Source organism: Streptomyces sp. NBC_01017 (assembly GCF_045162795.1).
Classification (GTDB): domain Bacteria; phylum Actinomycetota; class Actinomycetes; order Streptomycetales; family Streptomycetaceae; genus Streptomyces; species Streptomyces machairae.
The window spans coordinates 1,104,434-1,129,356 of sequence record NZ_CP108683.1 but is presented as its reverse complement, the minus strand read 5'-3'; the positions used below and the strand labels follow the sequence as shown (position 1 = coordinate 1,129,356).

Here is a 24,923-nt window from a genome sequence, read left to right as displayed (position 1 = left end):
CGGGACCGAATGTGTGTCGGACGATGCGCCGGCCCGACAAGAGCGTGAGGCTCGCCCTGCCCGCCGTGTGCATCGGATACGTCGCGGCGCCCGTGACGTTGGCGCCGATCTTCCATGCGCAACTGACACCCAGCGCTGGAGGTACTGGCGACGGTTCTGCCACCACTGCAGGCGGTCGGCGGAGTCCCGGGGCAAGACGACCTGGACGACGTCAAGGACGAGGGTGAGGCCGAGGCACAGGACGGTGTACCACCAAGGGGAGCCGGTGAGCACGGCCCCCAGCCCGCCGGCGCCGAAGAAGGCGACGGCGCTGGGCCGGAAGTCCCAGGGGCGGGACTGGGTGATCGAGCTGCGGGGATTCCCCCGCCGTTGTTCCTGGGCACGGCGGGAGGCTGTTCGGCGGACCGATGTTGCGGGCAGCGGGGGCGACATCGGTGCGGGGCTCACGGCGTCCGGTAGGTGCGATCGCCCGGCGGAGGACGCACCGGACGTGCAACCGTTCGGGATCGGCAAGAGTCTAGCGATCGAAGGGCTGGTCTCCTGGAAGACACCGTCCGTTTACCCGCGTCCCGACAGAGGTTCTCCCCATGCCGATGCCCCCGCACAACCGTCGCGCCTCCCGTGCCGCCGTCGCCGTCCTCGGCGCTGCCGGCCTGGTCACGCTGGCTGCGGCTCCCGCCGCCTTCGGAGATGAAACCGCACCCGAATTGGTCATTGGAGGCATCGAGCCGATCGACGGGGTGAAACCGGGGAGCAGCTTCGATCTGCCGGTCACCGTGGCGAACAAGGGCACCGGGGCCGCCGAGAAGGTCTGGGTCTCCTACTCCGTCACCCGGGGACTCGACTTCGCGGAGGTTCCCTCCAACTGCCGAGCACAGCATGTCCCGTCCTACGACGAGATGCCCGAGAGATGGATCGCGGTGTGCGCGTTCGACCAGGCGGTGGAGCCGGGCGTCGTCTACACGCCCGAGAAGCCTCTCCGTGTCAAGGCACTGGACCGCGCGCTCAACGACCAGCTGCGCGTGCGTGTCGGGGACGTCGATCCCGGGGCGGACGAGAACGGCACTGCGCCGGTGGCGGGAACCGCACCGGCGGTGAAGCTGGTCGAGGGACAGGCCGGGGGCGAGGGGTCCGCGCGATTCGTCGATGTGCCCGTCACCTCCGTCAACACGGCCGACTACCAGGTGACGGGTGCCGCGTTGAAGGGGAGCGTCGGTGACACGGTGACGATGAAGGTGAAGTTCACCAACGCCGGGCCCGCCTGGGTTCTGACCAAGGAAGGGGACCGGCTCGTCAGGGTCATGATCACGCCTCCCGCCGGAACGTCGGTCGTCAAGCCCCACGGGTTCTGCGAGGCCAAGGGTGAGGCGTACGCCTGCGGCACCAGTCAACGGTCGGTCAATGAGGGCGGCCAAGAGACCTACACCTTCCAGCTGAAGATCGACAAGCGGGTGGCGGACGCCAAGGGCTCGGTGGCGCTGAGCACCGAAGCGCGGCCGTTCGACCCCAACAAGGCCAACGACAAGGCCGACATCACGCTGGACGTCACGGGCGGGGGGACGACCGGCTCGACGGGCAGCCCGACCCATGGCTCGGACGGCTCGGCGGGAGGGTCGTCGTCGACCGGCGACGACGGGACGACGACGAACGGCGACACCCTGGCGGAGACCGGCTCCTCGACGCTGCCGATCACGGGCGCGGCTGCCGCGGCGTTGGTCACGGGTGCGGGCACGCTCCTCATCGTGCGCCGCCGCCGGGCCCAGAGCCTGAGCTGACGACCGTCGGATGCGAGCGGTGGTACCCGTCCCGGGCCTCTGGTCCGGGACATCCGCGCCGCCTTGACTGGTGGCGCCTCAGGCGGTTCCGGGGTCCCGAGCCGGCTTGTTCAAGTCCGGGCGCATCTCCGCCAGGTCGTGCTGGTCGACGAGCCCGGACTGATCGAGGTATTCGGCGACCGTCGACGACCAGGCCTGCGGGAGACACTTGCGGTGGCGGTTGAATGGCCAGGTGAGTGAGTACTGGACACCCGCCCATCACGCGGTCGAGCACGAGGATGCGGAGACCCTGACCCGTTTGCCGGCCGACGGTTCCGATCCCGATGAGGTCTTCAGCAACATGACGCTGCTGACGCACGCGATCGATGTCGAGGGCGACAGTTCCCTGCAGAGCGGGAGGCCGTTGACCGTGCATACCACTGCTGTGCTGCTGGCCTTTGGAGCTGATCCGGAGCTGGCAGATCCAGACGGGCACACCCCTATGGATTTGGCCGATCACTACGGCCACGGTCTGGCGGTGGAGTTGCTGCGGGCCCACATCAACGGGCGAGCCGCCGATAACAGATGAGGGTGCAGGCGATGCTTGTGAAGGCCGGGAAGTGCTCGGCCTTGCGCTCGTAGCGACGGGGGAGACGGCGGCAGCCGGCGAGCCGGGACATGGTGCGTTCGATGGTCCAACGGTGACGTACCAGCCGCTGTGAGGTCTCAACTCCCGCCGTCGAGCAGCCGGCTGTAGCGCAGGCGTAGTGCTCGCTCGGTGCTGGCTGTCGCGGTGGCGAGGCCGAGCGCGGTGTTGCCCCACCACGGCAGGTCGATGGGCGAGATGAAGGTCCCGGTGTAGTGGGCGATGCCCTCGGCCTTGGTGAGTTGTTCGGCGCTCTGTGGGATCAGGAGGGCCAGGCTGGCGAGGAGCACGCCCAGCGAGAGGAGACCGAGCGTGCGGCTCAGCGCGGGCTGCCCGCGTTCGAGGCGCGCGCGGCGTCCCTCAGCGGAGTGGGGGTCCGGGACGAGCTGGTACTCGGCCCCCTCGGCGGTGACGTAGTGGCAGCGTTTGAGCCCGAAGGCGCTCATCCTCACCTCGATGGTGCCGCCCGGGACGGGGAAGGCTGCGGGAAGTTTGGACATGGCGTGCTGTCGGCCGTCGCGGTACAAGTGGGCCTTGAGGTTGTCGGACGCGTGGTTCGACCAGTGCCTGACGTCAACGGCGTAGACGGTGGGCCTGCCGTCGTCGTTCGTCAGCCGAAGATGGAACAGCGCGCGGAAAGGCAACTGCCACCAGCGGAAACGGATCAGTGGTCGTCCGTCCCCGGGTTCGACCCGCTGCAGGGCCCGACGCCGCCGCCATTCTTTGATCATGCTTTCGCTCCCGTTATTCGCTCGGCCCAAGGGCCGCGGATGAGAGCCTGTGGCGGGCGCTCCCCGGTGGTGAGCCACGCTTTGCCTCTCGCGGCCGTGGTCACCACCCATCACATTCCGTGCCCCAAGGGCATGGTCAAATGCGTCTTGCGAGGAACGGATCACTCGAGGAGAGGGCCTGCCGGTGGCGTGGAGTACCAGTCAGCTGGCCGAACTCGCCGGCACGACACTCAAAACCGTCCGGCACTATCACAAGATCGGCCTGCTGGACGAGCCGGAACGCGCGGCCAACGGCTACAAGCGATACGGCGTAAACCACTTGGTCCGCCTGCTGCGCATCCGCAGACTGGTCGACCTCGGCGTGCCTCTGTCGGACATCCCTTCGGTCGAGGCCGCCGATGAGACGGGGGAGCTGATCCTGCGCGGCCTGGACGCGGAACTCGCGGCGAGTATCGAACGCCAGCAGCGGATGCGACGGGAATTGGCGGCGATCCTGGACAACCGGGCCTCGATCGACTTGCCCGCGGATTTCAAGGCGCTCGCCGACGATCTGCCGGAGGCGCAGCGTTCTCTCCTGCTGGCGTACTCCAGCTTCCTCACCCCCGCGGCGATGTCCGCTCTCAAGGAGCAGCTCTCGGCGCCTCGCAGCGATGTCGGTGCACAGTTCGAGTCCCTCCCCGCGGACGCGCCCGATGACGTGCGGCGGCAGCTCGCTGTGCGCCTGGCGCCGGAAGCCCGCAAGCAGCAGAGGGACCACCCGTTCCTGGGTGACCTGGAAGCGTCCTCCCGCCGGAAAGGGGCGATCACCCAGTCGGTTGTCGTGCAGGCGCTGGTCGAGTTCTACAACGAGGCTCAGCTCGACGTCCTGCGACGCGTGCACGAACTGCTTTCGCAGGACGACGCCGCCGGGGAATGAGCGTCGCTTGACCGTGCCCCGAGGGCATGGTTCGCAATGGAGGCAGTCAGCGTGACCGGCTGACCCCATGCGAGATCGAAGACCAGGAGATCCATGCGTACACCCCGACGACTGCGGGCCGCGGCTGTCGCCGCCGTCGTGCCCCTGACGTTGCTCGCCGCCTGCGAGCCGGGAGCAGAAGCGAAGGCCGGCGCCGCCTCCGCTGGTGCGCTCGACCGGTACTACGACCAGAAGCCGGCGTTCGAAGCCTGCGAGCCGCCGCCAACGCCCGGCGCAGCGGAACCGAAGAAGCCCTGGCCTGGGGCCAAGTTCGAGTGGAGGCCCACGCACAGCGCCCGGGCTCGGTTGACGCGGACCATCCCGCCTGCCAGCCGCCCCTACGCCGGCAGGACGTAGCGCTGTCCCCTCGCAGCCGTTCTGGCTCTTCCCGCGTGGCAGGGCTTTGCCGGACTCCGGCTCCCGGGCGGACACCGAAGCGGGGTGGTCGGTGGCGCTGAGTGCGGTGCGTGCCGGGGTGATGCCTGAGCGGGTCTTGTCGCTGGCGGACGCGATCGCGGCCCGGTGCTGGGAGCAGGCCCTGTGCTGGGAAGACGAGGAGATCCGGCCGTACCGCCTGCCCCTGCAGGCGGAGGCCGGCGTGTCACGCGGCGTCGACGTTACCTCGGCGGCGTCTGCGGGCACTTGGGATCGCGGGGCAGCCGACGAGGAGGGCCCAGTCATGCGGGTGTCGCAGGGCGTTACGGTCGTGGCTCTCCTGGCGGATCCGGACGCGCCGACGGAGGTCGCGCAGCGCATGGCCCGGACACTTGCTGCTCGGCTCGCCGACAAGTCGGGCCAGGGGCGACGGTTCGACATCGAGGTGGTCAGTGAGCCCTTCACCTCGGGGACCGAGGACCCGCCCACCTTGATGCGCCGGATCATGGACCGTGGGAGTGCGGAGAACTGGGACATCGTCGTGGCCCTCACTGACCTTCCGCTGCACTCACACGGGCGCAAGGTCGCTGTGGATCTGAATCACGAACACGGCTTGGCGCTGCTCTCTCTTCCTTCACTGGGGGGCCTGCGGCTGCAGTCGAGAGCCCGGCGGGCCGTCGAAGAAGCCGTGCTTGGCTTAGCGGGTCCGCAAACCACTGGAGCTGAAGGACCTCCGCGAAGTCAGACGCTTCTGGGGCCCTTCGTCAATCGTCTCGCGCCTATTCATCCGGGCCCAATCGATGAGAAGGAGACCGACGAACTTCGGTACGTCGTCAGCGGACCGCGCGGTTACCTGCGGGTGCTCGTCGGTATGGTCCGCGCCAACCGGCCGTGGCGGTTGGTGCCGGGCCTGTCGAAAGCCCTGGCGGCCGCACTCGCCACGGGAGCAGTCGCCACCGTGAACTCCACCGTCTGGAGCCTGGCCGCGTCCCTGAGCACGCCACGCCTCGTGATCGCCATGGTCGGGTCTGTCGCGATCATGGTCGGCTGGCTGATCGTGGACGCGGAGCTGTGGCATCGATCAGCAGAGAGCTCGCCGGAGGCGAGGCAGAGGGCGCGGCTCTACAACGCCTCGACGGTCGTGACCGTGGGTATCGGGGTGCTCGTCTGCTACGTGGGTTTGATGGTCATCAACTGGGTGTGGGCGCTGTTCATCCTCAACGACCAACTGTTCGCTTCCGTGACACGAAACCCACTGCACGCCGAGGAGTACCTCACGTTGTCCTGGTTCGTCGCTTCGGTCGCCACCGTGGGCGGCGCGCTGGGATCAGGCCTGGAGAGCGACGAGGCGATCCGGGCAGCCGCCTACTCCAAGCGCGAACAGGAACGTCGCCACAGGCTCCAAGACGATCACGATGACTAGCCGGGGTCCGAGTCGGAGATACGTCGGTGGTCGGTGGTCGTCCGGATAGGAAGATTTCGCTGATCAATGGGCGCGTGCCCGTTTCGCGTAGAGGGCCGACGCGGACCCGGACGGCACGCCGCCGGAGCGCCGGTGCTCCTGAACCGGGTGAACGACCCGCAGAGGCATGCCGGAGCCACGGACCGCGTCCCACCAACCCCCAGGCGTTATACGAAGGCCCACGAACGGTGACGGTGACGGACGTACCGGACGCGAAGGTCGAGCACCCCTGCGACATCATCGTCAAGATCACCACCAACATCTGCGGTTCGGACCTGCACATGTACGAGGGCCGCACCTCGTTCGAGTCCGGCCGCACCCTGGGACACGAGAACATGGGCCAGGTCGTGGAGGTCGGCTCGGCCGTCCGCGAGGTCCAGGTCGGCGAGTATGTGGTCCTGCCCTTCAACATCGCTTGCGGCTTCTGCAAGCAGTGCGAGCAGGGTCTGACCAACTACTGCCTCATCATGCAACCGGAACCGGCCCTCGCCGGAGCCGCCTACGGATTCGCCGACATGGGCCCCTACCAGGGCGGCCAGGCGGAACTGCTGCGCGTGCCCTACGGCAACTTCAACGCGCTGCGTCTGGGGGAGGACGCCGCCGACCGGCAGACCGACTATGTGATGCTCGCCGGCTCGCCGACGCGGACCTTGGCGCCCGGGCGGAGGGAAGCGGGCGGGACCACGCACTGGAGTTGCTCGACGCGGCCGCCGACGTCCTGGACGCGGCCGCCCGTTCGATCCGCCGCGGCACTCCCGCCGAGGTGCCGCCCGGGAGCGCTGGACGTCCTGTGCGTCGACGAGGAGGGCGAGGCGCTGGAGGGGCCCGTCCGGCAGGCCGCCGAACGGCTCGTAAGTGCTCCGAGGCTACGCCGAACCGACCCGTGAGCGTCGCCGACATGCGCAGGGCCCTGCTGGCGGGCAGGGAGGCATGTGCCGCCTGTCATGAGGCCTACGACCAGGCATGGCAGGAACCGGTCCGCCCCAGCTCTGACGTCACGCGAGGCGGAGGAGGCGCTCAAGGGGTTCGACCGGGCGGCGATGCTCATGGAGAGCCACTTCCCGCGGGCCGACAGTCGTCTCGCCGCCGAGGCGGAGAGGTTCACCGAGGCCTTTGGAGGCAGACACCGCGCGGGCGGCAGTCGGCGTTGCGCGAGCACAGGAATCCGGACTGGGGACGCGTGGAGGAGGCGGAGGCGCTCCACGCGTGGGAGGGCGCCGCCGGGGACCGAAGCCCGGTGCTGCGGCGCGGCGCGGAACTGCAGAAGCGGGCCTTGGACAACCTCGCAACAGCGGTAAGCCGCACACCCCTGGAAGGGTGCGGGCGGCCATGGCTGCGGAAGGTGACGGATCATCGCCCGCGCACCGGGGTGGGTGACGGCTCCGGCGACGGGGCGCGCCGCGCCTCCTGGAGCGGGAAGTAGTCTCCCGGCCGCGTCGAGCGCCGCCACACGTACACCGCTGCCGCCATCACGAGGATCAGCCCCGCCAGGATGAGCAGTTCGATCCCCTGGGAGTTCCACCGGAAGGACTTCTCCGCCTCGGCCGTCACGATGAGCACCTTGCGGATGCCGGCAATCAGGCCGACAACGAGGAATGGCTCGGCGTCGAGGGTCTGGTTCCTGATGGTGAGGCGGACGGTGTGGAGCAGCTCGGCCACGATGAACAGCACCAGGCTGCTGTCCAGGGCGGAGAGAACGACCGTCTCCTCGCGGTACGGCCCCTGGATCGATCTGATGACGTCATGGACGACCCCGACGGTCAGGAGCCCCGCGAGCAGTACGAGGAGCGCCGCGACGACGAGGTGGATGCCGTCCTCGATGAGCTGTAGGAGGCCCTGTACCCGGCCGCCCTCGATCTTCGGGAGAATGGGTCGCACAGTCAGCATGCTAGGGGTGCCCCGGCCCGCAGGCGCGGCGTGCTGCCGAACGGGTGGACAAGCGGATCCCTCCAGTGGGTGGCAGTCTGGGAAGCGGCGAGGAGCGGCCTGCTGAGCCAAGTTGCAACAGGCTCAGCGGCAGAGTGGCCGCTTGCCCTCGACCCGCCAGCCTTGTGCGTCGGGCTTTGCTGGGATCACGCAACGCTCATCACGGCCTGCCCGGGCTTCGCCGTTCGGGGAGCGGGTTACTGTCCTTGGCGATGCCACACTGACCGGACTGCGCGCTCGATCCAGACGGTCATTCCATCGCGAGCTGTACAAGCCACACCCACCGTTGCCGTTCGCTGCTCGGTCGGCTCGCAGCTCCAGATGGTCGTGCTCAGGCGGCCATTTCACCGGCATCGAGGACGGCTTCGACGTCGACCACGACATCTACCATGGGGCTGACGACCACTCCGCGGCGGTCGACCACGTCGTTCCAACTCACTCCAAAGTCATGTCGATTAATACGCGTCGTGGCGGCGAAACCGGCGCGTCGCCTGGGCCCGATGTCCCGCCCCTCCTCCCACCAAGGGGTATCCCACTGTCCCAAGTAAGTGACGTCGAAGGTTACGCGGCGTGTCACGCCACGTACCGTGAGATCTCCCGTGACCTCGAACTCGGTTCCGCTCACCTGATGAATGCGCGAACCGACAAACGTCCACGACGGGTGGTGCTCGACGTCGAAGAAGTCGGCACTGCGGAGGTGGGCGTCGCGCTGGGGCTGACCGGTGTACACCTGGGTCGCGTCGACTGTCGCCTCGACGTGGGCTTTCTCCGGCTCGTCGGGATCGACCTCCAGCAAGCCGTGCACGTTCTTGAGCTGCCCGCGCACGTAGGTGACCATCATGTGCCTGGCGCGGAACTCTGCCGCGGTATGACCGGGCTCGAAATACCATTTGGTCCTGGTCATGTGCACCCCTGACGGAATTACCCCTTCAACCAGGGTAGGTCCGATGGCGGGTCATGGAGCACGTACGGCAGTGGTGGGGCCGAGGTGCTCGTGGTGCGTCACCGGTGTTCGTTCACGCCCTCGGCGATGAGGGAGAAGCCGATCCCCAGGCATCCATACGTCTTTGGGTAGCACGGTTCCCTGCTCGGTCGGGCGCAGGCTGCCTTCCCGCCGCATCCACGGCTACAGCGGCAGGGATGGCCGAAGGAGATTGGCCGGAAAGACGGTGATTTCGTTGGTCTTGCTGCCCACCTCGCGCTGGGCGGTGACCAATCCAGTGCCGGTCATCGCGGCGAGCCGGTGGACCTGGGTGCCGTCGGCGCGACGGGCGCCGCGCACGGTCTTGCCGTTCACGGCAGCGCAACGATCACCGCGCGAGCAGAACCGTCCGCGGGCCCACTCATCAGACCCGGACAGCCTGACACCGTCCGCGTCGATGCTGACGGGCTGTACGCCCGGGGACATGTGCCCGTCGCGCACATGCGGGACAGCCGGCGTTCGGGCGGCCGTCTGCACCATGGAGGACCGGTGGGGCGACGGGCCTGGCCTACGAGGAGATCAGCGCATTCCGGCAATGGGCCGTGGTGGAGATCCTGCGTCTGGCTGGGCTGCGTCGCGAGGAACTCGTCGAGCCAATCCACCTGAGCGTCCGTCTGCCCCCGACGGAGTACCGCCGGCCCACTGACGAGGAGCGGAGCGACTTCCAGGAGCACGTCGACAAGCGCAAGGTCCAACTCGGCTCCTGCGGACGCCCCTGCGGCACGCCCTGCGCGCATGAGCACGCCTGCATCCGATGCCCGATGCTGTCGATCAGGCCCAAGATGCTGCCCCGGCTCGACGAGTTGGAGGCCGACCTCCTGGCCCGTTCGTCAACGCGCGATCGACGAAGGCTGGCGCGGTGAGGTCGAAGGCCTCGACCTCACCCTGAGGTTCCTGGCCAGCAAGCGCGCCCAGGCCCACCGGGCTGCCGCGACAGCGGGTGTGGACCTGGGCATGCCACCACGGCCGGGGCCCGAGCAGGAACGGAACACAGGACCGGAACGGGTGGGTTCAGGGGGGTGTGAGGGTGTCGAGTTGCGCAGCGAGGTCGGGGTGGGTGGTGGCCAGGTGGGGGCGGGTGGCGTTGAGGGGGCGGATGAGCTCGGCGGGATCGTCGTGGGCAAGGGCCGCGTGGAGCTGGCTGAGCGGGAGGCGGGCCGTGGTGGGCAGGTCGGTGAGCGCGGTGATCTGGCCGGCGATGCGGCGCAGGTCGGCTGCGTTGCGGCGGGCCCAGTTGGCGTTGCTGCGTACAGCGGCGCGGCTTTCGCGGGTGGCCTGGACGCGTTGTTCGCCAGTGGTTCCGGCGGGGCCGGGGCGGCCGCGCAGGTAGCGGCGTTCGGCTGCCTGGCGGCTGGCGACGCCGAGGGGGCGGGCGAGATCGGCCCAGCTGGCTCCCGCGTCGCGGGCGGTTTCGATCAGGCCGGTCTCCCATCCAGCGAGCTGCTCGCGTACCTGTCGCAGCAGCATCAGGGAGGCCAGTGCCTGCTCCGGCACGGGGCCGGGAGCATCCGGGGTGTCCGGGGACTGTCGCTGGGCGTCGCGCAGGGTGTCGTCTATGGCATGCAGGGCCGCCGCGGCGGCGAGGAACGACGCCGGGCTGCGGGCATTCGTGCTGGTCGGGGACGGCTGGTCGGCTGTGGTCACGGACACCTCCCTTGTTGTCATCATGTAGACGACATCGTGTTTGTCATCCATTGGATGACATGTTACAACGGTGTCAGTGAGGCGCATTGGCAGTAACTGCCTGAACCTGCTGGAGGTGTTTTCACGATGTTGATGCGCACTGACCCCTTCCGTGAGCTGGACCGGCTGGCGCAGCAGCTGATGGGCCCGGGTACCTGGTCGAAGCCGTCGGCGATGCCGATGGACGCCTACCGCGAGGGCGACGAGTACGTGGTGGCCTTCGACCTTCCCGGTGTCAGCGCGGACGCGATCGACGTCGACGTCGAGCGGAACATGCTGACCGTCAAGGCCGAGCGGCGGCCGGTGGCGAAGGCCGACGACGTGCAGATGGAGCTGTCCGAGCGGCCGCTGGGTGTCTTCTCTCGCCAGATCGTGCTCGCCGACACCCTCGACACCGAGCACATCCAGGCCGACTACGACGCGGGCGTGCTCACACTGCGCATCCCGATCGCCGAGCGCGCCAAGCCCCGCAAGATCTCCATCGGTGTCGGATCCGGCCGCAAGGAGATCTCCGGCTGACACCGGCCGGACGGGTGCGGAAGGCGGGTACCTGATCTCCTCTCACCCCGCCCTCCGCACCCCCGCGGGCAGTCCGAAGAAGAAGGGGTGGCAGCCGAGATGACTCTGCGATGCGAAGCGTTCCTCGACCGCGTGAAGGAACGCGGCGAGTACGACTCTGCGGAGGAAGCCGAGCGCTCGGCCCGTGTGGTACTTGCCCTCCTCGGTGCGCACCTGGTCGGCGACGTCCGCGCCCAGCTCGCGGCGCGCCTGCCGGAGGAGTTCGCCCTGATCCTGCTCAACCCGCTGCAGAGCGCCGAGCCGCTGCCCCCGGAGCGGTTCGTCCGCGCAACCGCCGCGTGGATCGAGGGAGCCACCGAGCAGACCGCGGCCTGGGACGTCAGCGCCGTGCTGTCCACCGTCGCCGACGCCGCTGGCGAGGACCTGCTGGGCCAGATCCTGCTCCAGCTCCCCGTCGGCTACGACCTGCTCTTCGGCCGCCCCCAGCCCACCTGACCATCCCGTATACCCCGGTGCCCGACCACCGGCCACAGCAAGAAAGGCAACCACCCCAGTGATCTCCGACCGGCACGCACCGCCCCAGCAGCCCTACGGGACGGCATACGAGCAGATGCTGGAGAAGGTCCGCTACGAGGGCGCATACCCCACCCGCGAGAGAGCCGACGAAGCCGTCCGCCTGGTTCTTGCCGGACTGGGGCGCCAGCTGACCGGCGACGAACGCGTCGACCTGGCGCGCTGCCTGCCCCGGGAAGCCGCACGCGTACTGACCGCGCAGATCCCCGACCCCCAGCCCCTGACCGGCTGGGCCTTCGTCAAGGACCTCGCCGCCCGCACCGGCGCCTCCCTGGCCACCACCCGCTGGGACACCGGCTCCGTCTTCTCCGCCGTCTCCGCCTACGCCGGCCCCAACCTGATCACCCGCATCCTCCACCAGCTCCCCACCGGCTACGCCCTGCTGTTCGGCCGCGCCGAACTCACCCCGGCCGCGTAGACGGAGACGTGCGTACTCGGGGCGGGCGCGACGACCACTGCGTCGCTGTCCGCCCTACGCCCCCGACGCGTTGCCTTCCTGGCCGGGGCCCCGGCCAGGGGGGTGCCGTTCTCCGGACTGATGAGGGCGGCTGCCTCCTCGGCGCGTTCCACACGCAGCGTGTTGAAGCGCGCGACGACCTCCTGTCGTGCTTCCGGCGTCATCCTGGGCCAGGGCCCGTGGTCGACGGCATCGCGGGCGGCGGACACCGATATCGGCCGGGACGCCCTTTGCGGCGCGACTGATCAGGTGCCGGTCGTGCGGCGAACGGATGTCCAGCAGCTCGGGGTTGGCGGGTGCGATCCACTGGCCGCCGATGAGCGGCACCTATCGGGAAGGGCCTGGCCACCCTGGTGCCGGCCAGGCGGTAGGACCCGGTGGCGGTCTCGATGATGTTCCTGCCGAAGGTGAGCCGGTCGAAGATCCGCTTGACCGACTCCAACACGGCCCTGAACGGTGGAATCCAGCTCCTGGCGATCGGTCTCCGTCAGAGCGCGTCGACCGCGCTCACCTTCCACCCCTCGTCCGTGCGGGACATCGTCATTCGTACTCTGTTCAGGTCGACCCGGGACCCCGAGACCTGTGTGCTCTTGGTGACCTGGTTGACGAAAAGCAGGACCACGACCTTGTCCGGGGTGGCCGAGACGAAGGAGGCGGCCGGGGCGCCGGTGGCGCGGGCGGCGACCGTCGCCTTCACAACGCCCTGGTACTTCTTGGCCGTCGGGCCGACCACGGTCTTCGTGGTTTTCTCGTACTCGTCGCGGAAGTCCCCGGTCAGGTGGGCACGGGCCCTCGTGAAGTCACGGTCCAGGTGGCGGTAGTCGTACGACAGGACGACCGGCGCCGCCTTGCGAGCGGCCGCGACCGCCACGGCCCGGGCGCTTTCCGCCTGGTGTCCGTCCCGGTACTGCCAGCCCAGTACGGCCACCGTCATCAGGCCGGCCATCAAGAGGGCGCCGAGCACCACGGTGAGCAGTCGGCGTCGACGGGGCCGGCCCTCGTCCTCTGGCGGCTCGTGCTCCTCGAACGACTCGAGCGACTCGAGCGACGGCTCGGGCGGATCGTCCCAGCCGTCCTTCGGAGCCTCGATGAATACGGTGCGTCCGGCGACGGGGTCCTCCGGGGCCGGTTCGCGGTGACCGCGTTCCGCACGCTTTGCTGCCGCCCGGGCTGCAGCCGTCATCGTGCGCCGGGTGCTGGTTCCAGGGGCGCGGCTGGTGGTTGTCTTCGGCATGGTCATACTCCTCGTTGGTGCTTGTCAGCCGACGAACTCGACGTCGGAAGTCAGCCAGCGGCCGTCCTGGTGGACCAGGTCGAGCTGGAGCCGGTAGGTGCGCGCCTCGCCGTGGGGCACGGCCGTGTTGGTCACCTTGCTGTCGGCCACCACCAGGACGCGGGCCGAGCTCTCGTCGGAGCGGACGATGCCCGCCTCCAGGACCTGGCCCTCGGAGACGGACTTGTTCGTGGCTACGAGCTGCGTCAGCTGCTCGGTCTGTGCCGCGAACTGTTTCTTGAAGTCGCCGGTGGCGCCTGCCAGTACGTTCGCGCTGTCGCGGTCGTAGTGCCGGTAGTCGAGGGAAGTGAAGTTCAGTGCCGACTGGCGAGCCGCCGCCAGCATGGCCTGGTGGCGCTGGTCCACTTCGCGTTGTGCGTAGAGGCCGAGGGTCAGCCAGATCGTGAGTGCCGTGGTGAGGACCGTCGCGGCGACGAGCCCAGCCGTCATTGCCCTCGAGCTCCTCAAATTCCTCAAGCTCTTCATGCCATTGGGCCAACGAGCAGCCATTGCCACGACTCCTTTCCGAACGCGGCCTGCTGGCCGCCCGTCGAACCGATCTCGAGTTGCCTTCCGTCCGGGCCGATGGTGGTGCCGGTTCCCGGGTCGTATGGGGTGACATACGCGGCCGAGTTGGCGCTGCCGGACGTGGCCCGCCCGCCGGGGGCGTTCTGCGCGCCCCGTACCGACGACTCGCTGCCTCGCGGGAGCGTGCAGCGGGCGTTGGTGTTCGCCGCGCGTGTGCTGGTGTCGGCGGGGTCGCGCCGTGCCGTGCCGTAGCCCTGGGTGCAGGCCGGCGGGTCGTCGGCGTTCACCACGAGTCCGAAGTGGGTGGTGCCGTCGCCGGGGACGACCGTGTAGCTGCCCGCCACCATCACCGGGAAGGTGACCAGGGCCTGCTCCACGCCGGGCAGGCGGGCCAGCGTCACCTGGCCGCCGCTGATCAGGTTGGCCAGCAGGACCGACAGCGCCGGCCCGGCCGACTTCAGCAGCGAGTTCACCTCCTGGCCCGCCGGCCTTGCGTTGCCTATCAGCCTGCGCAGGTCGCCGTCGCTCGCCTTCAACTGGGCCGTGAGGGCAGCTAGATCGCTTGCGAAGGACTTGATCGACGAGCCCTGGTCGGCCTGTGTCTTCAGCACCTTCCGTGAGTCCTCGATCAGTGCGATCGTCTGCGGTAGGGCGTCCGACGCCGACTCGATCAGGCCGTTGCCCGAGTCCACCAGGCGGCTCAGGTTCGGGCCCGTTCCCGCGAACGCCTTGCCCAACTCGTCGACGGTGACCCGCAGATCCTCCTTGCCGACCGAGTTGACCAGCCGGTCCAGGCTGAGGATCAGGTCGGTCGTCGGCAGCGGCACGCGTGTGCTCGCGCGCGAGATGGTGCTGCCGTCCAGCAGATACGGGCCCTGGGAGGTGCGGGGTTGCAGGTCTACGTACTGCTCGCCCACCGCCGAGCGGTTCGCCACCACGGCGAGGGTATCCGCCGGGATTCGCGGTGCCCCGTCCTCGATGTCCAGGGCGACCGAGACGCCGTCGGCGCCCGTCAGGTGCAGGGCGCCCACCCTCCCCACCGGTACCCCGCGATACGTCACCTCGGCGCCGGGGAAGATGCCCCCGGAGTCAGCGAGGTCCGCCCGCACGGTGTAGCCGCGGTCCAGGACTTCGTCCACCAATCCCGTGTACTCGGCGCCGACGTACGACACTCCTACGGCCGTGATGGTGGCGAAAGCGAGCAGCTGGGCCTTGACCGTACGTGTGATCACGGCTGGACTCCCTTCAGCATCAGCTCGGCCAGTTCGAGGTTGATCCCCTCCGGCCAGCCGCCCCCGGTGCCGTAACTGCCGTCATTGCTGTAGCTGCTGGTGCACACCGGCGGGCACAGCGGGTCGCCGGCGCCGCCGGAGGAAGCCGAGGGGGACGATGGCACGCTCGGTGTGCTCGGGAGCGCGGTGGGTGTCGGGACGGCCGGCAGGCTCGGAAGATCCGGTACGTCCGGGAGGTCCGGGGTCTCGGGGAGCTCGGGTCCTCGGGTTTCTCCGTCGCCACCCCGACTGCCGCCCGGTTCCTCCGTCCCGTTGCTGTAGATCCCTGCCAGATCGAGGTCCGCGGTGATGTGCAGGTTGACGTAGTCGCCCTTGATGGCGTCCACCGCGTTGCGTGGAAACGGGTAAGTCGTCAGCAGTTCGAGGGAGTTGGGCAGGTCGGCGCCGGCCTTGTTGAGCTGTTGCAGGATCGGGCGCAGCAGCTTCAGGTTCGCGACGGTGTCGTCGTGCGAGGCGTTGACCACCTTCGTGCCCGTCATGCCGAGCTTCGACAACGCGGTGAGCATGCGTGTCAGGTCGCGCCGCTGGTCGGCCAGGACCTTCAGGGCCGGCGGCATCGCGTCGACGGCGTCGGCGATGGTCTTCTTCTCCTTGCCGAGTCGCTTGGCGAGTCGGTCCACGGCCTTCAGGGCCCGGATGATGTCGCCCTTCTGTTCGTCCAGGCCGCCCAGGAACGTGTCCAGTTCGTTCAGCAGCGCCTTGACCCGGTTCTCCCGCCCCTCCAACGCCTTGTTCAGTTCCACGGTGATCGTCTTGAGCTGGGCCACTCCGCCGCCGTTGAGCAGCGCGGACAGGGCGGACAGCACTTCCTCGATCTCCGGGTTGCGGCCGCTGCGGGAGAGGGGGATCACGTCGCCGTCGCCGAGGCGTCCGACCGATGCGGTGCCCGGCGGCTTGGACAGCGCTACGTACTTCTCGCCGAGCATGCTGGTCTGCCGTAGTTCCGCGATCGCGTTGCCGGGCAGCTTCACCGAGTCGGCGACCCGGAGGCGTACGCGCGCGTGCCAGCCGTCCAGCTCCACCTTCTCGACCGCGCCCACGGTGACGTTGTTGACCTTCACCGCCGACTGCGGCACGAGGTCGAGGACGTCACGGAACTCGACGGTGACGTGGTAGGCGTGGCCGTCGGCAGCTGCTCCGCCGGGCAGCTGGACGTCGTACCAGCCGGTGAACTCGCAGCCGGACATCAGCAGCGTCCCGACGGCCGCCCACGCGACCGCCTCGCCCTTGCGCAGTGCCCTCATGCGCTCGCCCCCAGGATTCCGCCGAGGGTGCGGTCGACCGTGCCGGTGACCGCCGGTCCCCGCGGCACCTCGGGCAGGGAGGCGAAAAGGTCCCTCAGGTCCCGGCAGTCCGTCTTGTCCTCGGTCGTCCTCAGGATCGAGCACAGCAGTGAGGCCGGGTCCTGCGGCTGATCGGCGTTGTTGCGGGTGTCGAGGGTGCCGGCCGACGGGTTGTAGGCGTTGTTCAGGTTCGACATGCCGGTCGGGGCCACCTCCAACAGCTCCTCCAGCGCGGCCCGTTGGGTGACCAGCACCTTGGTCACCTTGCTGAGGCCCGCCACGTCAGAGGTCAGCGACTTCTTGTTCCTCTTCACGAAGTCGGACACGTCTCCCAGCGCCGTCCCCAGGTTCTTGAGCGCCGCCGCCAAGTCCTTGCGCTCGCCTGCCAATTGACCTGCGATCTTCGCGAGGCTGCTGTTGAACGACCTCACGCTCTTGTCGTCGGCCGCCAGCGCCGCAGTGAAGACCTGGAGGTTTCGGATCGTGCCGAACAGGTCCGTGCGGCCGTCGGACAGGGTGGCGACTGCTTTCGACAGGTCCTCGACCGTCCGGTGCAGGTTCTCGCCCTGGCCGTCGAGGTTGTCGGCGCTCACCCCCAGCAGCCGCGACAGGGAGCCGTCCTTGTTGGCGCCCTCGGGGCCGAGCGCCTCGGCAGTGGTGTGCAGGCTGTCGAAGATGCGGTCCAGTTCTACGGGTACGGCGGTACGCGACTCAGGAATGTCGTCCCCGTCCCGCAGCACCGGACCACCGCGGTACACCGGCAGGAGCTGCACGTAACGGTCGCTGACCACCGAGGAGTTGATGATTGCCGCCTGCGCGTGCGCAGGGACCCTGCGGTCGGCCTCGTACTCCAGCTCCACCCTTACCCGGCCGCCCTCCGGCGTGATCTTCTTGACCTCGCCGATCGTGACGCCGAGCACGCGTACGTCCGAGCCGGGGTAGATGCCGACCGTGCGCGGGAAGTACGCCGTGACGTGGACTGGTTCTGGGCGGGGCCACAGCACGTAGGTGAGCGCGGCGACCAGGACCAGGGCTGACATCGAGGCCGCGGGCCTCTTCCAACGGCTGCTCACTGCGCCCCTCCCGTCCGCGGCACCACCGGAGCGGCGACCAGGTTCTGGACGTAGGAGTCGAACCAGCGGCCGTTGCCAAGAGTGTTGGTGAAGAGCCGTACGTAGGGCGCCAGGAGCTTGATGCTCCGGTCCAGGCTGGATTGGTTCCGTTTGAGCATCTGCACCACGCGGTTCAGGCCCTTGAGCGCCGGCCCGATCTCCTTGTCGTTGTCCTGGACCAGGCCGGAGAGCTGGATACCGAGTGCGGCGGAGCTCTTCAGCAGTTTGTGGATCGCGTCGCGCCGCTTGCTGATCTCCTTGAACAGCTTGTCGCCGTCCTTGACCAGAGTGGTGAAGTCCCCGGAGCGGTCGGCCAGGACGCCCGTGACACCGTTCGCGTGGTCGAGCAGCTCGCGCAACGCCTTGTCGCGTGAGGCCACCGTCCGGGAGATCTGCGACAGGCCCTTGAGGGACGCCCGTACCTCTTCCGGCGAGTCCTCGAAGGTGGTGGAGATGGTGTCCAGGGCCTTCGCCACGCGGTCGGTGTCGACTTTCTCGGTCGTGGTGGTGAGGTCGCTGAAGGCCTGTACGACGTCGTACGCGGGGACAGTGCGCTTGAGCGGGATCTCGCTGCCGGGCGCCAACTGGCATCCGCCCTTGGGGTGCAGCGCGAGGTACTTCGCGCCGAGGATCGTCTTGACCCGGATCGATGCGCCGGTGTCGGTGCCGAAGTCCGGCTCGCCCTTGATCTTGAAGGTGACCTTGACGTGATCGCCGTCCAGGTCGACCTCCTCGACCTTGCCGACCTTGACCCCGGCGACCCGCACCTCGTCACCGGGCTTGAGCCCGCCCGCTTCCGCGAAGGCCGCGCTGTACGTCTCGCCGTCGCCGATCACCGGCAGGCGGTCGGCGTTGAACGCGGCCATGGCCAGCAGTGCGAGGGTGGTGAGGCCGACGGCGCCGATGGCGACCGGGTTGCGGTCGCGGAACGGGGTGAGGCGCGGGCGACGGATCCGTATCTTCGGCAGCTTGGGCGGCTCGACGCGCACTTTGATCAGCGGCTGCGGGCCGCGCGTGCGGGGCTTCCGGCGCGGCACGAGCCGTACCTTCGACAGACGTATCCTCGGCAGCCGCGGCGGCTCCACCCGCACCTTGAACAGCGGCTCGGGACCCTGTTTACGGCTCATGCCCCGCACCTCGCCCTCGCCACATGCAGATCGGGCGTGAGCACCTGCTGTGACGTCGACTCCGTCTTCGGCAGCACGATCCGCCCGTCGAAGTCGCACAGGTAGAAGTTGAACCACGAGCCGTAGGACGCCGTCCCGGTCAGCTCGTTGAGCTTGCTCGGCAGCCGCTTCAGGACGCCCTCCACGGTCTTCTCGTTGTCGTTCAGCGTTCCGGTGAGCTCGGTCAGCTCGGCGATGTCGTCCTTCAGTGACGGACGTGCGTCTTCCAGCAGCCCCGAGGTGGCCTCGGTCAGATCACCGATACTCACCAGCGACTGCCCGATGGGCTTGCGGTCAGCGGACAGGCCCGAGATGACCCGCCGCAGTTGCTTCAGCAGCCCGGAGAAGCGGCTGCCCCGCCTGTCCAGCGTCTTCAGCACGGTGTTGAGGTTGTCGATCACCGAGCCGATCAGCTTGTCGCGGCCGGCCAGCGACGACGTGAGCGAGGCCGTGTGCGTGAGCAGGCCGTTCACCGTGCCGCCCTCGCCCTGGAGCGTGCGAATGATCTCGGTGGCGAGCTGGTTGACGTCCTTCGGGCTCAGGGCGGCGAACAGCGGCTTGAAGCCGTTGAGCAGGGCGTTGAGGTCCAGGGCGGGCTGCGTGCGCGAGAGCGGGATCGTTGCGCCGGGCCGCAGCCGGGTCCCGTCGCCCGCGCCCTCGGTCAGCGCGACATACCGCTGCCCGACCAGGTTGCGGTACCGGATGACCGCGCCCGTGCCGGTCAGCAGCGGCCGGTCCTGGCCGACCGTGAAGGTGACCTCGGCCAGCGTCCGGCCCTTGATCCGGATGCCCTCGACCTCGCCGACCCGCACTCCGGCGACGCGGATGTCGTCTCCCTCCTCCAGTCCGGTGACGTCGCTGAACACCGCGCGGTACGTGTGCTCCGGGGTGAAGGAGATGTTCACGATGGTGGCCGCGAGCAATGCCGTCGCCAGCACGGTCACCACCGCGAACACGCTGAACTTGATGAGCGGGGCAGCGGTCCGCCGGCTTCCTCCCGTGGTCCTCATGCCACACTCACCGCCGTCCCGCGCGCCAGCGGCCCGAACAACAGCGTTGCGACCGGCGGCACCTCGTCGGTGGGCACGCCGAGGACAGGGGCCACGAGCGAGCCGACGGCCCGCTGCTCGGCCCGGGTGGCGGAGACGCCGAGTGGGCCGTCGGAGGGCGAAGCCCCGGATTTCGAACCGTCGTTGAGGTGGGCTCCGGGCGCGGGTACCGGCGGACCCGGCAGATCACGGCAGTTGGGCCCCGACCGCTCGCCGTAACGCGGCTCCTCGCCCGGTTCGTACGCCCCCTGCGGCCTTACGACCTCCAGCGTGATGTGCATCTTTCCGCCCCCGAACGCCTCCTCCGAGGCCTTCTCCTGGCGGACCAGGCCGGCTAGCAGGCACGGGTACTCGGGGGAGTAGCGGGCGAACAGCTCCAGAGTCGGCCGTGAGACCTGCCCGAGGGTGATCAGCCGGTCACCGTTCGCCTCGAGGAAGTCCTCCGCCGTGTCCGCGGCGGTCGCCGTCGAGGTGAGCGCGGCAGCGAGCCGGGCCCTCTGATCGACGATCGTGCGGCTGGTGGTGACGGTGTTGCGCAGGATCTCCATCAGGTCGGGCGCCGCGTCGCCGTACATCTCGGCGACCTCGGCGAAGCGTGCGATGTCCTCGGTGAGGGACGGCAGATGGGGGTTGAGGCGACGCAGGTAGGCCTCCAGGCGGGTGAGGTTGTCGCCGATGCGGTCGCCGCGGCCGTCGAGGGCGGTGGCGAACGCGGAGAGGGTTGCGCTGAGCTTGCCCGGCTGGACCGTTCGGAGGAGGGGCAGCAGGTCGTTCATCAGCTGCTGCACCTCAATGCCGACTCGGGTGCGGTCCTGGGTGATGACTTCACCGGCGCGGATGGGGCGAGCTGAAGTGGGCGCAGCGCCCTGGGGCGCGACCAGGTCGACGTACTTCTCGCCGAACAGCGTCTTGGGCAGCAGTCTCGCCTGGACGTCTGACGGGATGTACGCGACGTGCTCCGGCTTGAGCGCGATGTCGAGCGTGGCCTTCGTCCCGTCGGCCCGCACTTCGCGCACCTCGCCGACCAGCACCCCGCGCAGCTTGACGTCGGCCCGCGGATCCAGCTGGTTGCCCAGACTGTCGGCCTCCAGCGTGATCCGCACGACCGGCGTGAACACCTGCCGGTAGACGGCGACCGACAGGGACAGCAGCAGTGCGAGTACGGCGAGGAAGACGACGCCGTACAACCGCAGTCTCAGCACCCTCATCCGGCGGCTCACCCCGCGATCCGTACGGTCGTGTTGGCGCCCCAGATCGCGAGCGACAGGAAGAAGTCGAGGACGTTGATCGCCACGATCGAGGTCCGCACCGCACGACCCACCGCCACGCCGACGCCTGCCGGGCCGCCGCTCGCGTAGTAGCCGTAGAAGCAGTGGACAAGGATGATCAGGACGGCGAAGACGAGCACCTTGCCGAAGGACCACAGCACGTCCACCGGTGGCAGGTACTGGTGGAAGTAGTGGTCGTAGGTGCCGGCCGACTGGCCGTAGTAGACGGTGGTGATGGTGCGGGCCGCGAGGTACGAGGACAGCAGGCCGATCACGTACAGCGGGATCACCGCGACGAACCCGGCGATCATCCTCGTCGTCACCAGGAACGGCAGCGAGGGCACGCCCATGACTTCGAGCGCGTCGGTCTCCTCGCTGATCCGCATCGCGCCCAGCTGGGCCGTGAACCCGGCGCCGACGGTCGCGGACAGCGCGAGCCCGGCCACCAGCGGGGCGATCTCGCGGGTGTTGAAGTACGCCGAGAGGAACGCCACGAAGTTGGAGGTGCCGAGCTGGTTGAGGGCGGCGTAGCCCTGGAGGCCGACCTCCGTGCCGGTGAAGAAGGACAGGAAGGCGATGACGCCGACCGTGCCACCGACCACGGCGAGCGCGCCCCGGCCGAAGCTCACCTCGGCGAGCAGCCGGAGGATCTCCTTCTTGTAGCGGCGCAGGGTGCGGCCGGTCCAGGCCAACGAACGGCCGTAGAAGGAGAGTTGGGTGCCCAGCGCTTCGAGGGAGCGCAGGGGGCGGTCGAGAAGTCTCATCGGCTAACCCCTCTGCGGGACGACCTGGAAGTACACCGCGGTCATCACGAAGTTGGTCACGAACAGCAACATGAAGGTGATCACCACCGACTGGTTCACCGCGTCGCCCACCCCCTTCGGGCCGCCCTTCGCGGTCAGCCCTTTGTACGAGGCGACGATCGCGGCGATCGCTCCGAAGACGAGCGCCTTGATCTCGGCCGCCCACAGGTCGGAGAGCTGGGCGAGGGTGGTGAAGGAGGCGAGGTAAGCGCCCGGAGTGCCGTTCTGCAGGACGACGTTGAAGAAGTAGCCGCCCGCCACGCCGACCACCGACACCAGGCCGTTGAGCAGCACGGCCACGACCATTGACGCCAGCACGCGGGGCACGACGAGGCGGTGGATGGGGTCGATGCCGAGCACCTGCATCGCGTCGATCTCGTCCCGGATCTTCCGGGCACCCAGGTCCGCGCAGATCGCCGTGCCGCCGGCGCCCGCGATGAGCAGCGCGGTGACGATCGGCGAGGCCTCGCGCAGCACCGCGAGCACGGAGGCGGCGCCCGAGAAGGACTGGGCGCCGAGCTGCCGCGTCAGGCTGCCGATCTGCAGCGCAATGACTGCGCCGAAGGGGATGGAGACCAGGGCCGTCGGCAGGATCGTCACGCTCGCGACGAACCACGCCTGCTGGATGAACTCCCGCGCCTGGAAGGGCCGTCGGGGAATCGTCCGGACGACGTCCAGCGCCATCGCGAACAGGCTGCCCGAGTGCCGCAGCGCTCCGATCGGTGAAAGGCTCATGCGCCGACCACCGTCTTCTTGTGCAGTGCGGCCTCGCGCCGGGCGATGGCCTCCCAGCGGGGTGGCCGGGGGATACCCGGCCCCGGCAGAAGGCGGGGAGTCATGGTCTGACTGCCGGGAGACTGTGTGCCCTTGCCGTCGTCGCCGAGGGCGGCCAGCTCCTGCTCGACCTGCGCGGCGTCCTTCTCCTCCGCCATGCCGATGGGGCCCTGCATCCTGCCGTTCAGGAACTGGCGTACGACCGGCTCGTTGCTGGTCAGCAGCTCCTCGCGCGGCCCGAACATCACCAGCTCGCGGCGGAACAGCAGCCCGATGTTGTCCGGGACCTGGCGGGCCGAGGCGATGTCGTGCGTGACGATCAGGAAGGTGGCGTCGATCTGGGCGTTGAGGTCGACGATGAGCTGGTTGAGGTAGGCGACGCGCACGGGGTCGAGGCCGGAGTCGGGTTCGTCGAAGAGGATGATCTCGGGGTCGAGCACCAGGGCCCGCGCGAGGCCCGCCCGCTTCCGCATCCCGCCGGAGATCTCGCCGGGCAGCTTTCCCTCGGCGCCGATCAGCCCGACCATGTCCATCTTCTCCAGCACGATGCGCCGGATCTCGCTCTCGGACTTACGGGTGTGCTCGCGCAGGGGGAAGGCGATGTTGTCGTACAGGTTCATCGAGCCGAACAGCGCGCCGTCCTGGAACAGCACGCCGAAGAGCTTCCGTACCTCGTACAGGTCGTGCTCGCGGAGCCTGGTGATGTCCCGGCCCTGGATCGTGATCGAGCCGCGCTCCGGCTTCAGCAGTCCGACGAGCGTCTTGAGGAACACCGACTTGCCCGTGCCCGAGGGGCCGAGCATGACCGAGACCTCCCCGGCGGGCAGCGTCAGCGAGACGTCCTGCCAGATGACCTGGTGACCGAAGGACTTGGTCAGCCCTTCCACACAGATCTCGACACCCATCCGGTCCACCCTTTCAGCCCCTGGAGCAGCTCTGACATCTGCTCTACGGGGAGGGGAGGGGCGTCCGTCGCTGGGTGGCGGATCTTTTTTTGAGGGGGGCCGGGGCGCGGGTTCGGGGGGGACCTACGGCTGGGTGGGGAGTTACGGCAGTGGGGTCGCCGTCGGGAGGGGATACGAGGCGGACGGCACGACGGAGGGCTCGACCGGCAGGTCAGCAATCTCGGGCTCAGCATCCTCGGACAGGACAGGGACGTCGGGCAGTGCGGTGACCTCCGCCAGTTCCGGGACCTCAGGCACCTGCGGGACCTCCGGCGCGGACAGCACTGGCAGCGGGGACACGGAGACCGCCGGCACCGGCACTTGCGGCAGCGACGGCACGGACAGCGGACGGAACGATTCTCCCGGTGGCGATCCGGCCGCCGTCCGCTCGGCCGCCGTGGCCGTAGGCCGGCTCCCCCCGGGCGTACTGGCCCCGGCACTGCCGTCCGACCGCAGCGCTTCCACATCCGGAGAGGCAACGGCGGGCCGCGGAGCCGAACCGGCCCCAGCCGCGCCCTCGCCCCCGTCCACGTCGAGCGCGTACGGCAGCACGAACCCTGCCACCGCCAGCGTCGCCGCCGTCGAGGCCACCGCTACGGCCTGCACCTTGCCGCCGCCGCGCGGCCGTCCCCACCCGATGAGGAACAGCGCGTACCCGAGCGTCGCGGCCAGCGACTGCCGCAGCGTCCTCCGCGCCCGGGCCAGCAGCGACTCGACGGTCCGGTAACTCAGCCCCATCCGGACGGCGACCTGGCCGACGTCGAGGTCCTCCGACTTCAGCCGCAGCGCCTCGGCCTGCCGCGCGGGCAGCTCATCACTGCGCACCGCCAGCCACTTCGCCTCGGCCCGGTCGCACACCGCCTCTTCGACGGGCGCGGGGCCGGGGGCGATGAGGGTCGGACTGGCGCGTACCTCGGCCTCCCGGTTGACCTGCCGGTGGCGGTCGACACACAGCCGCATCGTGACCGTCGTCAGCCAGGCCGCCAGCCGTTCGTCGTCCAGGTCGGGGCGCTCGGCGGCGCGCAGCATCGCCTCGTGCACCGCGTCCTCGGCGTCCTCCGCACTGATCGACCGGCGCCGGGCCACCTTGAGCAGATGCTCGCGGTGGCTCCACATGCGCTGCCAACGGTCGTCGGCCGCGTTTGCCGCCGCAGGTGTCCCTGCGGGCATGTCCGCAGGCATGTCCGTTGCCATGAGGCCTCCTTCGCGCTCACCCACCGATCTCGTGCCGTTCGGCGGTGCGCGACATTACCGCCGAGTATCAGCGCCTGTGGAGGGGGCGGGGGCTATCGAGGCCGCGCTGTTACTGGTCAGCAACCCAGCGCACCTTCGGTGCGCGCCGGGGGCGTGGTAAATGGTGTGGTGTGC

Annotated in this window: 26 protein-coding genes and 2 pseudogenes; 10 read left to right on the top strand and 18 right to left on the bottom strand. The window is 69.1% G+C overall.

Annotation, left to right across the window (positions count from 1 at the left end; genetic code table 11):
• The first annotated feature begins 587 nt into the window (after positions 1 to 587).
• A complete protein-coding gene (locus OG331_RS05530; RefSeq protein WP_406192135.1) occupies positions 588 to 1,775 on the top strand; it encodes an LPXTG cell wall anchor domain-containing protein in 1,188 nt (395 codons plus the stop codon).
• Positions 1,776 to 2,007: 232 nt separating this feature from the next.
• Positions 2,008 to 2,343 carry an ankyrin repeat domain-containing protein gene (locus OG331_RS05525; protein WP_406192132.1) on the top strand — a complete coding sequence of 112 codons (336 nt, stop codon included), beginning with the start codon at positions 2,008 to 2,010 and terminating at the stop codon, positions 2,341 to 2,343.
• On the opposite strand, the pseudogene OG331_RS05520 reads toward OG331_RS05525, so the two are convergent.
• Together OG331_RS05520 and OG331_RS05515 are read right to left on the bottom strand one after the other, a co-directional pair.
• Positions 2,315 to 2,470: pseudogene (locus OG331_RS05520) on the bottom strand (IS5/IS1182 family transposase); the annotation flags it as partial. The gene OG331_RS05525 and the pseudogene OG331_RS05520 sit on opposite strands and share 29 nt — an antisense overlap.
• A 10-nt stretch (positions 2,471 to 2,480) precedes the next feature.
• Complete coding sequence (locus OG331_RS05515) at positions 2,481 to 3,131, bottom strand: hypothetical protein (RefSeq protein ID WP_406192129.1); 651 nt, start codon at positions 3,129 to 3,131, stop codon at positions 2,481 to 2,483.
• Positions 3,132 to 3,315: 184 nt separating this feature from the next.
• Between OG331_RS05515 and OG331_RS05510 the strand changes: the two genes are divergently transcribed.
• The 4 genes and pseudogenes from OG331_RS05510 to OG331_RS05495 all read left to right on the top strand — a co-directional run.
• On the top strand, positions 3,316 to 4,047 hold the full coding sequence (locus OG331_RS05510; RefSeq protein WP_406192125.1) for a MerR family transcriptional regulator: 732 nt from the start codon (positions 3,316 to 3,318) through the stop codon (positions 4,045 to 4,047).
• Between the two features lie 93 nt (positions 4,048 to 4,140).
• On the top strand, positions 4,141 to 4,443 hold the full coding sequence (locus OG331_RS05505; RefSeq protein WP_406192122.1) for a hypothetical protein: 303 nt from the start codon (positions 4,141 to 4,143) through the stop codon (positions 4,441 to 4,443).
• Between the two features lie 91 nt (positions 4,444 to 4,534).
• Positions 4,535 to 5,884: a hypothetical protein gene (locus OG331_RS05500; protein WP_406192119.1), complete on the top strand. Its 1,350-nt coding sequence runs from the start codon at positions 4,535 to 4,537 to the stop codon at positions 5,882 to 5,884.
• Between the two features lie 233 nt (positions 5,885 to 6,117).
• A pseudogene (locus tag OG331_RS05495) lies at positions 6,118 to 6,555 on the top strand (alcohol dehydrogenase catalytic domain-containing protein); the annotation flags it as partial.
• 718 nt (positions 6,556 to 7,273) lie between these two features.
• Here OG331_RS05495 and OG331_RS05490 read toward each other — a convergent pair.
• From OG331_RS05490 to OG331_RS05480, 3 genes are all read right to left on the bottom strand, one after another.
• Positions 7,274 to 7,810: a phosphate-starvation-inducible PsiE family protein gene (locus tag OG331_RS05490; RefSeq protein ID WP_406192116.1), complete on the bottom strand. Its 537-nt coding sequence runs from the start codon at positions 7,808 to 7,810 to the stop codon at positions 7,274 to 7,276.
• Between the two features lie 370 nt (positions 7,811 to 8,180).
• Positions 8,181 to 8,753 (bottom strand): YceI family protein, encoded by a 573-nt coding sequence (locus OG331_RS05485; protein WP_406192113.1) that lies wholly within the window; start codon positions 8,751 to 8,753, stop codon positions 8,181 to 8,183.
• 222 nt (positions 8,754 to 8,975) lie between these two features.
• Positions 8,976 to 9,146, bottom strand: a complete 171-nt coding sequence (locus OG331_RS05480) for a hypothetical protein (protein WP_406192110.1) — start codon at positions 9,144 to 9,146, stop codon at positions 8,976 to 8,978.
• Positions 9,147 to 9,376: 230 nt separating this feature from the next.
• Between OG331_RS05480 and OG331_RS05475 the strand changes: the two genes are divergently transcribed.
• A complete protein-coding gene (locus OG331_RS05475; RefSeq protein WP_406192106.1) occupies positions 9,377 to 9,694 on the top strand; it encodes a hypothetical protein in 318 nt (105 codons plus the stop codon).
• A gap of 148 nt (positions 9,695 to 9,842) precedes the next feature.
• On the opposite strand, the gene OG331_RS05470 is transcribed toward OG331_RS05475, so the two are convergent.
• Positions 9,843 to 10,475: a type III effector protein gene (locus OG331_RS05470; RefSeq protein ID WP_406209733.1), complete on the bottom strand. Its 633-nt coding sequence runs from the start codon at positions 10,473 to 10,475 to the stop codon at positions 9,843 to 9,845.
• 126 nt (positions 10,476 to 10,601) lie between these two features.
• Here OG331_RS05470 and OG331_RS05465 point away from each other — a divergent pair, with 126 nt between their 5' ends.
• The 3 genes from OG331_RS05465 (at position 10,602) to OG331_RS05455 (ending at position 12,024) form a co-directional block, all read left to right on the top strand.
• Complete coding sequence (locus OG331_RS05465) at positions 10,602 to 11,033, top strand: Hsp20/alpha crystallin family protein (RefSeq protein ID WP_406192103.1); 432 nt, start codon at positions 10,602 to 10,604, stop codon at positions 11,031 to 11,033.
• A 99-nt stretch (positions 11,034 to 11,132) separates the two neighbouring features.
• Positions 11,133 to 11,528 carry a DUF2267 domain-containing protein gene (locus OG331_RS05460; protein ID WP_406192100.1) on the top strand — a complete coding sequence of 132 codons (396 nt, stop codon included), beginning with the start codon at positions 11,133 to 11,135 and terminating at the stop codon, positions 11,526 to 11,528.
• Positions 11,529 to 11,586: 58 nt separating this feature from the next.
• Entirely contained in the window at positions 11,587 to 12,024 is a 438-nt protein-coding gene (locus OG331_RS05455) for a DUF2267 domain-containing protein (RefSeq protein ID WP_406192097.1), read from the top strand.
• Between the two features lie 526 nt (positions 12,025 to 12,550).
• On the opposite strand, the gene OG331_RS05450 is transcribed toward OG331_RS05455, so the two are convergent.
• From OG331_RS05450 to OG331_RS05395, 12 genes are all read right to left on the bottom strand, one after another.
• Positions 12,551 to 13,297: a hypothetical protein gene (locus OG331_RS05450; RefSeq protein ID WP_406192094.1), complete on the bottom strand. Its 747-nt coding sequence runs from the start codon at positions 13,295 to 13,297 to the stop codon at positions 12,551 to 12,553.
• A gap of 24 nt (positions 13,298 to 13,321) precedes the next feature.
• Positions 13,322 to 13,786, bottom strand: a complete 465-nt coding sequence (locus OG331_RS05445) for a hypothetical protein (protein WP_406192091.1) — start codon at positions 13,784 to 13,786, stop codon at positions 13,322 to 13,324.
• A gap of 32 nt (positions 13,787 to 13,818) precedes the next feature.
• A complete protein-coding gene (locus tag OG331_RS05440) occupies positions 13,819 to 15,096 on the bottom strand; it encodes an MCE family protein (RefSeq protein ID WP_406192088.1) in 1,278 nt (425 codons plus the stop codon).
• Positions 15,093 to 16,400: an MCE family protein gene (locus OG331_RS05435; RefSeq protein WP_406192084.1), complete on the bottom strand. Its 1,308-nt coding sequence runs from the start codon at positions 16,398 to 16,400 to the stop codon at positions 15,093 to 15,095. The genes OG331_RS05440 and OG331_RS05435 overlap by 4 nt, the downstream gene beginning before the upstream one ends.
• Positions 16,397 to 17,479 carry an MCE family protein gene (locus OG331_RS05430; RefSeq protein ID WP_406192081.1) on the bottom strand — a complete coding sequence of 361 codons (1,083 nt, stop codon included), beginning with the start codon at positions 17,477 to 17,479 and terminating at the stop codon, positions 16,397 to 16,399. Before OG331_RS05430 ends, OG331_RS05435 begins: the two co-directional genes overlap by 4 nt.
• A 29-nt stretch (positions 17,480 to 17,508) precedes the next feature.
• Positions 17,509 to 18,678, bottom strand: coding sequence for an MCE family protein (locus OG331_RS05425; RefSeq protein ID WP_406192079.1), 1,170 nt, complete (start codon positions 18,676 to 18,678; stop codon positions 17,509 to 17,511).
• A complete protein-coding gene (locus OG331_RS05420) occupies positions 18,675 to 19,727 on the bottom strand; it encodes an MCE family protein (protein WP_406192076.1) in 1,053 nt (350 codons plus the stop codon). The genes OG331_RS05425 and OG331_RS05420 overlap by 4 nt, the downstream gene beginning before the upstream one ends.
• Positions 19,724 to 20,974, bottom strand: a complete 1,251-nt coding sequence (locus OG331_RS05415) for an MCE family protein (protein WP_406192073.1) — start codon at positions 20,972 to 20,974, stop codon at positions 19,724 to 19,726. Before OG331_RS05415 ends, OG331_RS05420 begins: the two co-directional genes overlap by 4 nt.
• Positions 20,975 to 20,982: 8 nt before the next feature.
• Positions 20,983 to 21,798 carry an ABC transporter permease gene (locus OG331_RS05410; protein WP_362380237.1) on the bottom strand — a complete coding sequence of 272 codons (816 nt, stop codon included), beginning with the start codon at positions 21,796 to 21,798 and terminating at the stop codon, positions 20,983 to 20,985.
• A 3-nt stretch (positions 21,799 to 21,801) separates the two neighbouring features.
• The gene (locus OG331_RS05405) at positions 21,802 to 22,572 is read right to left on the bottom strand and encodes an ABC transporter permease (protein ID WP_363040501.1); all 771 of its coding nucleotides are present in this window, start codon (positions 22,570 to 22,572) and stop codon (positions 21,802 to 21,804) included.
• Positions 22,569 to 23,516 (bottom strand): ABC transporter ATP-binding protein, encoded by a 948-nt coding sequence (locus OG331_RS05400; RefSeq protein ID WP_406192069.1) that lies wholly within the window; start codon positions 23,514 to 23,516, stop codon positions 22,569 to 22,571. Before OG331_RS05400 ends, OG331_RS05405 begins: the two co-directional genes overlap by 4 nt.
• A gap of 141 nt (positions 23,517 to 23,657) precedes the next feature.
• Positions 23,658 to 24,749 carry a sigma-70 family RNA polymerase sigma factor gene (locus OG331_RS05395; protein ID WP_406192066.1) on the bottom strand — a complete coding sequence of 364 codons (1,092 nt, stop codon included), beginning with the start codon at positions 24,747 to 24,749 and terminating at the stop codon, positions 23,658 to 23,660.
• Between the last annotated feature and the right edge of the window lie 174 nt (positions 24,750 to 24,923).

Excerpts from the sequence above, each read along its gene's own strand:
- OG331_RS05530 (WP_406192135.1), top strand. The coding sequence starts at position 588 with ATGCCGATGCCCCCGCACAACCGTCGCGCCTCCCGTGCCGCCGTCGCC.
- OG331_RS05515 (WP_406192129.1), bottom strand. The coding sequence starts at position 3,131 with ATGATCAAAGAATGGCGGCGGCGTCGGGCCCTGCAGCGGGTCGAACCC.
- OG331_RS05505 (WP_406192122.1), top strand. The coding sequence starts at position 4,141 with ATGCGTACACCCCGACGACTGCGGGCCGCGGCTGTCGCCGCCGTCGTG.
- OG331_RS05490 (WP_406192116.1), bottom strand. The coding sequence starts at position 7,810 with ATGCTGACTGTGCGACCCATTCTCCCGAAGATCGAGGGCGGCCGGGTA.
- OG331_RS05485 (WP_406192113.1), bottom strand. The coding sequence starts at position 8,753 with ATGACCAGGACCAAATGGTATTTCGAGCCCGGTCATACCGCGGCAGAG.
- OG331_RS05465 (WP_406192103.1), top strand. The coding sequence starts at position 10,602 with ATGTTGATGCGCACTGACCCCTTCCGTGAGCTGGACCGGCTGGCGCAG.
- OG331_RS05460 (WP_406192100.1), top strand. The coding sequence starts at position 11,133 with ATGACTCTGCGATGCGAAGCGTTCCTCGACCGCGTGAAGGAACGCGGC.
- OG331_RS05450 (WP_406192094.1), bottom strand. The coding sequence starts at position 13,297 with ATGCCGAAGACAACCACCAGCCGCGCCCCTGGAACCAGCACCCGGCGC.
- OG331_RS05445 (WP_406192091.1), bottom strand. The coding sequence starts at position 13,786 with ATGACGGCTGGGCTCGTCGCCGCGACGGTCCTCACCACGGCACTCACG.
- OG331_RS05435 (WP_406192084.1), bottom strand. The coding sequence starts at position 16,400 with ATGAGGGCACTGCGCAAGGGCGAGGCGGTCGCGTGGGCGGCCGTCGGG.
- OG331_RS05430 (WP_406192081.1), bottom strand. The coding sequence starts at position 17,479 with ATGTCAGCCCTGGTCCTGGTCGCCGCGCTCACCTACGTGCTGTGGCCC.
- OG331_RS05425 (WP_406192079.1), bottom strand. The coding sequence starts at position 18,678 with ATGAGCCGTAAACAGGGTCCCGAGCCGCTGTTCAAGGTGCGGGTGGAG.
- OG331_RS05420 (WP_406192076.1), bottom strand. The coding sequence starts at position 19,727 with ATGAGGACCACGGGAGGAAGCCGGCGGACCGCTGCCCCGCTCATCAAG.
- OG331_RS05415 (WP_406192073.1), bottom strand. The coding sequence starts at position 20,974 with ATGAGGGTGCTGAGACTGCGGTTGTACGGCGTCGTCTTCCTCGCCGTA.
- OG331_RS05410 (WP_362380237.1), bottom strand. The coding sequence starts at position 21,798 with ATGAGACTTCTCGACCGCCCCCTGCGCTCCCTCGAAGCGCTGGGCACC.
- OG331_RS05405 (WP_363040501.1), bottom strand. The coding sequence starts at position 22,572 with ATGAGCCTTTCACCGATCGGAGCGCTGCGGCACTCGGGCAGCCTGTTC.
- OG331_RS05400 (WP_406192069.1), bottom strand. The coding sequence starts at position 23,516 with ATGGGTGTCGAGATCTGTGTGGAAGGGCTGACCAAGTCCTTCGGTCAC.
- OG331_RS05395 (WP_406192066.1), bottom strand. The coding sequence starts at position 24,749 with ATGGCAACGGACATGCCTGCGGACATGCCCGCAGGGACACCTGCGGCG.